This window comes from Microcystis flos-aquae FACHB-1344 (assembly GCF_014698375.1).
GTDB classification, from domain to species: Bacteria; Cyanobacteriota; Cyanobacteriia; order Cyanobacteriales; family Microcystaceae; genus Microcystis; species Microcystis aeruginosa.
Genome location: NZ_JACJSW010000056.1, coordinates 1 through 10,350 on the forward strand (window position 1 = coordinate 1; position 10,350 = coordinate 10,350).

The 10,350-nt window shown below is 43.6% G+C and carries 10 protein-coding genes; 5 read left to right on the forward strand and 5 right to left on the reverse strand.

Annotated elements, in window-relative coordinates:
• Positions 1-112: 112 nt before the first annotated feature.
• On the reverse strand, positions 113-343 hold the full coding sequence (locus tag H6G48_RS04090) for a hypothetical protein (RefSeq protein ID WP_242034519.1): 231 nt from the start codon (positions 341-343) through the stop codon (positions 113-115).
• Between the two features lie 635 nt (positions 344-978).
• Between H6G48_RS04090 and H6G48_RS04095 the strand changes: the two genes are divergently transcribed.
• A complete protein-coding gene (locus tag H6G48_RS04095; protein ID WP_147069289.1) occupies positions 979-1,206 on the forward strand; it encodes a type II toxin-antitoxin system Phd/YefM family antitoxin in 228 nt (75 codons plus the stop codon).
• A 373-nt stretch (positions 1,207-1,579) separates the two neighbouring features.
• Here H6G48_RS04095 and H6G48_RS04100 read toward each other — a convergent pair whose 3' ends face one another.
• Entirely contained in the window at positions 1,580-2,305 is a 726-nt protein-coding gene (locus H6G48_RS04100) for a GDSL-type esterase/lipase family protein (RefSeq protein WP_190719345.1), read from the reverse strand.
• A 225-nt stretch (positions 2,306-2,530) separates the two neighbouring features.
• Here H6G48_RS04100 and H6G48_RS04105 point away from each other — a divergent pair, with 225 nt between their 5' ends.
• The 4 genes from H6G48_RS04105 (at position 2,531) to clpB (ending at position 7,107) form a co-directional block, all read left to right on the forward strand.
• On the forward strand, positions 2,531-3,424 hold the full coding sequence (locus H6G48_RS04105; protein ID WP_185241075.1) for a methylenetetrahydrofolate reductase: 894 nt from the start codon (positions 2,531-2,533) through the stop codon (positions 3,422-3,424).
• Between the two features lie 119 nt (positions 3,425-3,543).
• Entirely contained in the window at positions 3,544-3,846 is a 303-nt protein-coding gene (locus H6G48_RS04110; protein ID WP_012266670.1) for a hypothetical protein, read from the forward strand.
• Between the two features lie 22 nt (positions 3,847-3,868).
• Complete coding sequence (locus H6G48_RS04115) at positions 3,869-4,354, forward strand: GNAT family N-acetyltransferase (RefSeq protein ID WP_185241074.1); 486 nt, start codon at positions 3,869-3,871, stop codon at positions 4,352-4,354.
• A 92-nt stretch (positions 4,355-4,446) separates the two neighbouring features.
• Positions 4,447-7,107: an ATP-dependent chaperone ClpB gene (gene clpB / locus H6G48_RS04120; RefSeq protein WP_190719347.1), complete on the forward strand. Its 2,661-nt coding sequence runs from the start codon at positions 4,447-4,449 to the stop codon at positions 7,105-7,107.
• Positions 7,108-7,613: 506 nt separating this feature from the next.
• Here the strand turns inward: clpB and H6G48_RS04125 are convergent.
• From H6G48_RS04125 to H6G48_RS04135, 3 genes are read right to left on the reverse strand one after another with little or no spacing between them, the layout of a single operon-like run.
• Complete coding sequence (locus H6G48_RS04125; RefSeq protein ID WP_190719349.1) at positions 7,614-8,516, reverse strand: F0F1 ATP synthase subunit gamma; 903 nt, start codon at positions 8,514-8,516, stop codon at positions 7,614-7,616.
• A 33-nt stretch (positions 8,517-8,549) separates the two neighbouring features.
• Complete coding sequence (locus H6G48_RS04130) at positions 8,550-10,076, reverse strand: alternate F1F0 ATPase, F1 subunit alpha (protein WP_190719351.1); 1,527 nt, start codon at positions 10,074-10,076, stop codon at positions 8,550-8,552.
• Positions 10,073-10,216, reverse strand: coding sequence for a hypothetical protein (locus tag H6G48_RS04135; RefSeq protein WP_242034520.1), 144 nt, complete (start codon positions 10,214-10,216; stop codon positions 10,073-10,075). Before H6G48_RS04135 ends, H6G48_RS04130 begins: the two co-directional genes overlap by 4 nt.
• Positions 10,217-10,350 lie beyond the last annotated feature (134 nt).

Consider the following 10,350-nt stretch of genomic DNA (forward strand, 5'->3'; position numbering starts at 1 on the left):
ATAATTTTGCTAATAAACATAGCAAAATTATAGATGATTTCCTGACCTAAGATCACATTTTATTCTTTTTTCCACTTCAATCTAAGAATTGAGAAAAAAGCAAAACCCTCCATTATACCATAAAAAAATTATGCAAGAGGTCTATTAACATTCCTCCCAAAAAACCGCCCAACGACTTATTACCTTCAGGGGGATTGGGATCAAGAATACGTTTAACCGATTCAACTTCATCTGCCTGTTGTAGTTCTGTCAGTAATACTTGGGCTTGTTCGTCGCGTTCTTCAGGCTCCAGGTTAGGATCGTTAAAAGCGATCACCAATTTAATCGTAGATTTGTTACTCATAGGAAGTTGAGTTGAAATAATATAGGATAATACTAATCTTACTGAATTATGCAAATTTTACCATATACCATCTGAAATCTAAATAAGTGATCCCATTTTCATACTGCCCCTTGCCGAGTGCCGATTTCTTCACTGATGTTGTGCTGTTGCTGAACATAGAAGATCGATTTTTCAACCTGCTCCAAGAAATCATAACAATTATTGTGTGTTGGGTTTCGTTCCTCAACCCAACCTACTACTACTACAGGCTAATGGCGATAATTCCGCTAGAAAGTATGAGAATGTGTCTGACATTCCTGACAGGGGGTGAGTATTGGTATCATGATTAAAAGTAAGGATATAGATAGGGTTTGCGGCAAAAAGTAGGGGCGAAGCATTCGGATAGAAAATCTACGGTTTCACCGATAGGTTATTGCCCGAATGCTTCGCCCCTACAGGACGCGGGCCGATGAAGACGCAAGGTTTTGAACGACGATTCTCTCAAAATTTGCACCTGTTTCGCTCGTAAAGCCACAAAACTCTTACCTTGCCTACATTTCACATTTATTCAGCAAACCCTAGATATAACTTAATCCATCGCTTTTCTTGATTGAGATTAAACTAATGTTTGTGTTGTTAATCAGTGAGGTAAACTAATGACTACAGTTGAATTAAAACAAGCCAAAAATCAACTTAATGAGTTATGGGAAGCTGGACTTGAAGGTGAAGAAATTATCATCACAGAAAATAATGAACCTGTAGTTAAATTAAGTCCTGTAAAGTTAGCCAAGAAACCACTGCTTCAACCGAGAAGTGCTGCGGGAAAAGTTGTGATAGCCGATGATTTTGATGCCCCTTTAACTGATTTTGAAGATTATCAATAATTATGCTCAAGTTTTTAATAGATACTCATATATTTCTTTGGTATGTCATTAATAATAAACAATTGAGAGACAACCATAAAATTATGATTAATGAAAGAGAAAATCTAGTTTATCTTAGTTAAGGTAGTTTTTGGAAAATGACGATCAAATATAGTCTGGGAAAATTAACTTTTGATTCACCTTTCCGAGAATTGATTGAGTCACAAATTCAGAGCAATGATTGGCAAATTTTGCCCCTTAATTTACTACATTTTGAACGAGTAGCGCAATTGTCTGTTCAGCATTGTAGTAGATATGTAGGGGGTAAGTTCGCTTATATTACCGGCTCTTCTGGTTTCCGTAGCACCGCTAGAACCACTGAGAACAGAGGACATCACTTTTCGGCAATTCCTGTGAAAGGTTGAATAAAACCATCCACACCGACAAAGGAGGTGAGGGGCGACCAGTTTAAAATATCCTCTAAAATTGATTGATAGCCCTGGACATTGGGATGAAGTCCATCTTGCATTAATCTTTCTTGGCACCACAGATCACCCCGGTTCATCCAGAGATCAAATAAATCGAGATAGGGAATATTTTGCTCTAGACAAGCTTGTTTAGTGGTTTCTTTAAAACGATACTGATCGCGATGGTTGAAGTAAAAGCAATCTAAAAAGGGCATTTTCCGCTCATCCACGGGAATCATACCTATAAACAAAACCGGGCAAAGAGAACGGGCCCGGCCGAGTAAATGTTCGATTTGAGTTTGAAAAAGATCGTGATCGGTATAAGTACGACCATCGGGCCGGCCTAAACGGGCTGTATCATTAACACCGACGGAGAGAAGAATCAGGTCAGGAAGACGATTGCGAATTTCCCCCCTGAGACGAAATTCCTGTTCTAAACGTTCGGACACTTGTACCACTCGATCGCCGCGAATCCCCAAATTATACAGGGCATGACCAGCACTTTCCATCCACAAACGACGTAGGCGCTCGGCCCAACCGCCACCCACGGGGTCGCCATAGCCATACACAAGGCTATCACCTAAAGCGACGATTTTGAGGGGATGGGTCATGATTGCGTCTTTGTCTTTAGTAGGAGGAGGAAGAGTTTGCATGATCGCTCGATCGAATCGGTTGTCCTTTACACTTGTAAACGAATTTGGTTAAACTGTCCGTGTATTATACTACATTAGAAATTTTTTCCTGCCAGTTAACTTATCTGATATCAGCCAGGTGCTGACACCGACCAGTATAAAACAGCCCGATGATCATTGCTTGCCTAAGAGCCATTTCTGGGCTAAATCTGCTATAAAATTTATGGTTAAAACCTAGATAAATTGATGACTACTCGTTTACGACGTGCGGTTCAAGACCGAGAATTTTTGATTACAGCCGAGATTACTCCCCCGAAAGGTGGTAATGCCAGTCATATGCTAGAAATGGCCCTCTGGCTAAAAAATCGTGTTCATGCGGCTAATATTACCGATGGCAGTCGCGCTGTAGTGCGAATGTCCTCTCTAGCTGCCTCCGCTATTCTCTATCAACACGACATTGAACCCATCTGTCAAATGGCCTGTCGCGATCGCAATGTGATCGGATTACAAGCAGACCTAATGGGCGCTCATGCCTTGGGATTGAGAAATATACTAGCTTTAACTGGAGATCCCGTCAAAGCAGGAGATCACCCCAAAGCTAGGGCAGTTTTTGACCTAGAATCGGTACGTTTATTAAAATTAATCGATAAATTAAATAAAGGTTTTGACTTTAACGATAAATCTTTACCTGATGGACCCCTAGAACTTTTTGCTGGGGCTGCCGTCGATGTGCAGTCAAAAAGTTGGTCTGGTCTTCAAAGCCGTTTTGAGCGTAAAATCGAAGCGGGAGCGCAGTTTTTTCAAAGTCAATTAGTTACGGATTTCGAGTGCCTTGATAAGTTCATGCAACAGGTGGCCTCCCTGGCCGATAAACCAGTTCTAGCGGGAATTTTTCTGTTAAAATCGGCTAAGAATGCCGTATTTTTAAATAAAAATGTGCCAGGGGTGCAAATTCCCGACTATATCATTCAAAGACTCGCTGATGCACCTCATCCCCTCGAAGAAGGTATCAAAATCGCCGCCGAACAAATAAAATTAGCCCAGCAGTTATGTCAAGGTGTCCACATCATGGCGATTAAACGGGAGGATTTAGTCCCGAAAATTCTCGATATGGCTGGTATCCCGCCAATACATAACTGAGATGAAAAGTCAATAGTTTTTATAAAAAATTAACTTTCATTTTGACTAGCGGTCTTTTGACAAGAATTCTACCCCTAAACTAGGATGGGAAGGCTGAAAGCATCTTCGGGGTTAAAAGCATGGATTCCAATCTAGGTCAAGAAAAAGAGAATAGTTGTGGTGGGCGAAAATGGTTGTCGATCGGTATTGCTCCCACTGGTATAATTTCTATTGGCATTGTTCCCATGGGCGTTATTTCCATCGGTATTGTTCCTATGGGAATAGTTTCCATTGGAACCGTGGCCATGGGGACAATTGCGGCCGGTTTTGTTTCCATGGGACTTTTCAGTATTGGTAGCGTTGGGATGGGATTAAATAACGGCCATTTTTCCAATCTTAATTCTCCCCCTGCTGAATCTCCCCATAAACATCATCAGCATTAAAATCAAGATTTGACCAGCAATCATGAATTATTCTATCCGTGCTGCCGTTGCTACCGATGTCAAGGCTATTTTTGACTTAATTGTCGCCCTAGCGGCCTATCAAGAACTCAGCCATTTAATGACAGGAAATAGTCAAGCTTTAGGGGAGCATTTATTCGGAGAAAAACCCTACATCGAAGCATTGGTGGCGGAAGTAGAGGGTAAAATAGTCGGTTTTGCCCTATTTTTTGCTAACTATTCCACCTTTATAACTAAACCGGGGCTTTACCTAGAAGATATCTTCGTTTTACCCGATTATCGCGGTCAAGGTATCGGGAAAGCTTTACTAATGGCTGTGGCTAAAATTGCCGTCGCTAGGGATGCAGGACTTTTAGAATGGACTGTCTTAGAGTGGAATCAACTGGCGATCGATTTTTATGGAAAAATGGGGGCTAAGGTCTTCCAAGAGTGGCAAATTTGTCGTCTCACCGGGACTGCTTTAACCCAATTGGGTAATAGTGATCAATAAGTCAGACCCTTTCTCGAGCCTAGAACTTTGTGATCGATCGAGACTCCTTGCTATACTATACCTCTGACACTGGCTTTCCTCATTGGTGCAGAATGCAACCCACAGACTCGAATAAATTTACCGAACAAGCTTGGGATTCGATCGTTAAATCGCAAGAAATTGCGCGACGCTTCAAAAATCAGACCTTAGAGGTGGAACACGTTATTATTGCCCTCCTAGAGCAGAATAACGGTCTAGCCACCCGGATTTTACAAAAAGCTAATATAGAAATTCCGCGACTGCAACAACAGCTAGAAGTCTTCACCAACCGACAGCCGAAAGTGGCCATCGTCGATCAATTATACCTAGGTCGTGGTCTCGATCTGCTGCTCGATCGCGCGGAAGCATCCCGGGAAAGTTGGCAAGATAAATTTATCTCCGTCGAACATCTTCTCGTCGGTTTTGCCGAAGATGAAAGGGTGGGCCGGAAATGTTTACGCACTTTCAATCTTGACCCCCAAGATTTAGAATTAGCTATCAAAGCTATTCGCGGTACTCAAAAGGTTACTGAACCCAATCAAGAGGAAAAATACGAAGCTTTAGATAAATATGGCCGGGATTTAACAGCAGCGGCCAAAGAAGGCAAATTAGACCCAGTTATCGGTCGTGATGAAGAAATTCGACGGGTGGTACAAGTCCTCTCGCGACGGTCGAAAAATAACCCGGTTTTAATCGGTGAACCGGGGGTAGGAAAAACCGCTATTGCTGAAGGATTGGCCCAAAGGATTGTTAACGGAGATGTTCCCGAATCTTTGAAAAATCGTCAGTTAATTTCCCTCGATATGGGAAGTTTAATCGCTGGGGCAAAATATCGAGGCGAATTCGAGGAAAGATTGCGGTCAGTCATGAAAGAAGTTACCCAATCAGAAGGGCGAATTATTCTCTTTATCGATGAACTACATACCGTTGTCGGTGCGGGTTCTAGGGAAGGGGGATCGATGGATGCGGGCAACCTATTAAAACCTATGTTAGCTCGGGGAGAATTGCGCTGTATTGGGGCGACAACTTTAGATGAATATCGCAATCATATTGAAAAAGACCCCCCTTTAGAAAGACGTTTTCAACAGGTTTATATTAAGGAACCTTCCGTGGAGGATACTATCTCAATTCTCCGGGGTTTAAAAGAACGTTATGAGCTGCATCATGGGGTGACAATTACCGATTCAGCCCTAGTGGCAGCAGCTACCCTATCCCATCGTTATATTAGTGATCGTTTTTTACCCGATAAAGCGATCGATTTAGTTGATGAAGCGGCGGCCAAATTAGAGGTAGAAAGTACCACTAAACCCGCCGATTTGGAAATGATAGATCGTCGCTTAATGCAGTTACGGATGGAAAAATTCTCCTTAGAAAAAGAGGAGAAAAAAGATCGAGCTTTTCAAGAGCGTTTAGAAAGAATTATCGAAGAAATTGAGGAATTAGAAAGTAAACAAAAGCCTCTCGCTGACCAATGGCAAACCGAAAAACATATCGCCGAGGAAATTAAATTATTGCGAGAGGAAGAAGAACAATTGCGCCTACAGGTGGAACAGGCTGAACGAGCTTATGATCTCAATAAAGCAGCCCAATTAAAGTATGGCAAACTAGAAATTTTACAAGGGGAATTAGAAGTAAAAGAAAAAGAACTAGAAACTATTCAAGCGGCAGGTTCGACCCTGTTAAGACAACAGGTAACTGATGCTGATATTGCCGAAATAGTTGCCCGGTGGACAGGAATTCCCGTCAATCGTTTAATGGAATCGGAACGACAAAAATTATTAGAATTAGAGTCTCATTTACAGAAAAAAGTGGTCGGACAAAATGAAGCAGTCACGGCAGTAGCAGCGGCGATTCGACGCGCACGCGCAGGAATGAAAGATCCCTCGCGTCCGATTGGTTCATTCCTATTTATGGGACCCACAGGAGTGGGTAAAACCGAGTTAGCGCGGGCCTTGGCGGGGTTACTATTCGACTCCGAGGAAGCCATGGTTCGCATCGATATGTCGGAATACATGGAAAAACACGCGGTTTCGCGGTTAATCGGCGCGCCTCCGGGTTATGTGGGTTACGAGGAAGGGGGACAACTATCGGAAGCGGTGCGTCGTCGTCCCTATTCTGTGGTTTTATTGGATGAAGTGGAAAAAGCCCATCGGGATGTTTTTAACATTTTATTACAAGTGCTTGACGATGGGCGCATTACCGACTCTCAGGGGCGAGTGGTGGATTTTCGGAATACGATTATCGTCATGACCAGTAATATTGGCAGTGACCATATTTTAAATGTTTCCGAAGATGCCGATTATGAGGAGATGCGGAAACGGGTTTTAACAGCTTTGCGGAGTCATTTTCGTCCCGAATTTTTGAATCGTATCGACGATTTAATTATTTTCCATACCCTGAAAAAAGAAGAATTGCGTTACATTGTTCGTCTGCAATTACAGCGTCTGGAAAGATTATTAGCAGAACAAAAAATCAATCTAGAATTAACCGCAGCAGCAGAAAATCATATCGTTACTGTTGGTTACGATCCCACCTACGGTGCGCGACCTTTAAAACGCGCTATCCAACGGGAGTTAGAGAATCCTTTGGCCACAAAAATTCTCGAACAAGCTTTTATGGAAGGGGATACGGTAGTAATTGATTGTCTGGATGAGGTGTTAAGTTTTAGCAAAAAGGAGTTAGAAAAGGAAGGGACAACATTAGAATTAGCTCTGGTTAACCTCAGTTCAGATTAAAACCAGATAGGGGATATATTCACCCCAATTCAGCCAACATAAACAAATTTTTGCCCCAAAAGTTCTTGTGAATCCAGCTAAACAGGTTTTACAGATGGTTGGCTGAATAAATCTAAGTGGGTGGGTGGAATTAAATATAAGATGAACGTAGGTTGGGTTGAAGCATGAAACCCAACGCCCGCTCATGTTACGCTACCGCTAACCCATCCTACAAATAATTGTGCCTCCCTACTTAAAAACCTTGTTGGATAATATCTTTAGGCTTTTTTGAAATCAAAAAGTGCCAGCCATTGGAGGGAGCGAGGGGAAAATTCAGGGACTTTTTCCCTGAAAATTAGGTAATAATAAATCCGTTGAGTATAGGCTACATATCAGGACAGGCACTCATGCAAGAGGCACTCATGCAAAGGGGAGAATAAATAATCAGTTTTTAATAACTGGATTTAGTATAATTTACCAGATGAAAATGGGTAAAACCCCACACCCTGCCCCCAGGAAAAACTTTTTCAGCCAACCCTAATTAGTGCCTCAAAACCAGAGACGATTTCCAACATTTCTTCGGTGATAGCAGTTTGCCGTTCCTGTTGGAATTGAGCGTGAAGTTGTGCTAATTGCTCTTCTATATTTTTCTCGGATGCTTGCATCGATGCCAGTCGGCTCGCATTTTCACTAGCCAAAGATTCAGCCAAAGCACGATACAGACAAATAAACAAATATTGCTCGATCAAGGCAGAAAATAACTGACTCCAATCCATGGTAAAAGTAGGCAAAGTGGCTCCTACCCACCTTTTTTGCTGTAAGTCTTGTAGCCATTTGTTATCCACAGGCAATAATTGTAAGGCATGAGGTTGATAGGATATATTGGAGCGAGGCTTATGGTAAAACAAGGCAATTTTATCTATTTGCATTTGAGATTGCCACCTTTCGATGTGTAGTAGCAGTTCTTGAACCATTGACGTGATGCCAGCAAGAGAAGTGGGCATCGCAAAGTTCCGTTCGCTGACTACTCCCGCATTTTCTAAGGGGGGAATTACCCGCGCACCTACAGCCAAGACTGCGAGTTTGTTGGAGTCAATAGACAAGTGCTGAATCTGAGTAACGGCGTAGCGGACAATCTGCTCGTTGAACTGACCGCACATACCCTGATCTGAACCAAATATAATCGCACCTAAATGACTATTTCTCGGAGGCTTTCTGGGGCTTGCGGCGATCGCATGGTGTTGATATACTGCTGATCCTAAAACAATTTGCAAGCCCATCTCGATGGTACGATTATACTCAATAAGGGATTCTACTGTCCGTTCATATTGATGAATGCTGGCCGCTGCAAGAACTTTCATGGTCTTGACAACGGATTGAAGTTCTTGCGCGATCGCAATTCGTCGTTGTAGCAATTCAAGGACTGGCATGATGTGTGTGGATTGGCAATTAGTCGAGTTAATTTATTCTGGGATAGCAATTGCTTGTTCGGCTATACTGACTAAATTCTGGAAATCCCCATCGCTCAGTTTTTTGCCGGATTGTAGGTGAACACATATTTCGGGTAATTGCTGGCGTATTGCTAAAGCGACGGCTTTTTCGGCCGCTGGGATTTCCGCGATCATCAATCGATCAAATACTCCTGATGTCACCGCTAGGAGTATAGCAATTTGTTCGGGAACCGGCATCGGTTCGTACTGATTTTGTTTCAAAACTTCCCGCACGCGCCGCCCTCGTTCTAAAGTTTGACGAGTGACTTCATCTAAACGAGTACCAAAACGGGAGAAAACCTCTAGTTCTTCAAACTGGGAATAAGATAGGCGTAAATCACTCGCTACAGCACGATAGGCAGCTAATTGAGTCTTCCCCCCCACTCGCGACACCGACTTACCCGCATCTACCGCCGGCAAAATTCCTTTTTGAAACAGCACAGGAGAGAGATAGATTTGCCCGTCGGTAATTGAGATTAAATTGGTCGGAATGTAAGCAGAGATATTTTGGGCTTCGGTTTCGACAATCGGCAATGCAGTTAAAGAACCACCTCCTCGGGCAGCATTTAGGTGTGTAGAACGTTCGAGCAAACGAGAATGGATGTAGAAAATATCGCCTGGAAAAGCTTCTCGACCGGGAGGACGGCGTAATAGCAGCGATAGCTCTCGATAAGCGCGAGCATGAGCGGTCAAATCATCATAAACAATCAAGACATCATGCCCCTGCTCCATAAAATACTCTGCCATGGCCGTGGCGGCGTAGGGAGCAATAAACTGCAAGCCTGGTGGTTCTTCTCCAGCGGCAAAGACGACCAAACAGTAGTCCATCGCCCCATACTGCTGCAAGTCAGCGACGAACTTAGCCACCGCCGAACTGCGCTGTCCGATCGCGCAGTAAACGCAAATCACCTTTTCACCTTTTTGGTTGATAATCGTGTCAAGAGCGATCGAGCTTTTTCCTGTTTGGCGATCGCCTAAAATCAATTCTCGCTGGCCTCGCCCGATGGGAATCAGAGCATCCACTACCTTTAAGCCCGTTTGCAGCGGTACGGTCACCGGAGCGCGATCCATAATTGCTGGGGCTTTTCGCTCGGCCAAATATCTTTGTGCCGCCCGCACTGGCCCCCGGTTATCCAAGGGGCGACCCATGGGATCGACTACTCGCCCTAAGAGTCCGTCACCCACTGGCACATCTAGCACTCGTCCCGTCCGGCGTACCTCATCCCCTGCTTTTAAATGTTCGCTTTTATCTAAGAGGATAGTGCCGACTTCATCAATATCCAAGTTAAAGGCCATACCCAGAGAATCTCCCTGGAAACAAACAATTTCTTCCGATTTTACGCCTGGCAAGCCAGCAATCCGGGCAATCCCTTGACCGATAAAGTTTACTGTGCCAATTTCTCGGTATTTAAGTTGTGGGCGCTGCTCGCCTAAAATCCGTTGGCAGCTAGAGAAGGTATCCTCTAGCAATCGATGTAAAGCTTGCTCATCTCGGTTCATGGTATTGTTTGATCCCTCGTCTCTCGCGTAAAGACAACGGCTAAATCCTCTTCAAAGTCGTTTAAAAATTCCTCGACATTCCAGGCGATTCTTCGGCCAGAGGTTTTTAACTCAATGCCACAGATCAGGGCCGGTTTCACTTCAAATTTTATATCCAGATCTTCAAGGGGTGACAAGGCGACTAAAAGGCTTGCTGGATAAGGCGCATAGCCGTTAGACCCCTAGAAAAATCGGGGTGTTTTCCTGGCTTGAGGCGGATCAAAGAAAAGGCGAG

Coding starts and splice junctions, on each gene's coding strand:
- H6G48_RS04090 (WP_242034519.1), bottom strand. CDS start 343: ATGAGTAACAAATCTACGATTAAATTGGTGATCGCTTTTAACGATCCT.
- H6G48_RS04125 (WP_190719349.1), bottom strand. CDS start 8,516: ATGCCAGTCCTTGAATTGCTACAACGACGAATTGCGATCGCGCAAGAA.
- H6G48_RS04095 (WP_147069289.1), top strand. CDS start 979: ATGACTACAGTTGAATTAAAACAAGCCAAAAATCAACTTAATGAGTTA.
- H6G48_RS04130 (WP_190719351.1), bottom strand. CDS start 10,076: ATGAACCGAGATGAGCAAGCTTTACATCGATTGCTAGAGGATACCTTC.
- H6G48_RS04105 (WP_185241075.1), top strand. CDS start 2,531: ATGACTACTCGTTTACGACGTGCGGTTCAAGACCGAGAATTTTTGATT.
- H6G48_RS04115 (WP_185241074.1), top strand. CDS start 3,869: ATGAATTATTCTATCCGTGCTGCCGTTGCTACCGATGTCAAGGCTATT.
- clpB (WP_190719347.1), top strand. CDS start 4,447: ATGCAACCCACAGACTCGAATAAATTTACCGAACAAGCTTGGGATTCG.
- H6G48_RS04100 (WP_190719345.1), bottom strand. CDS start 2,305: ATGCAAACTCTTCCTCCTCCTACTAAAGACAAAGACGCAATCATGACC.
- H6G48_RS04110 (WP_012266670.1), top strand. CDS start 3,544: ATGGATTCCAATCTAGGTCAAGAAAAAGAGAATAGTTGTGGTGGGCGA.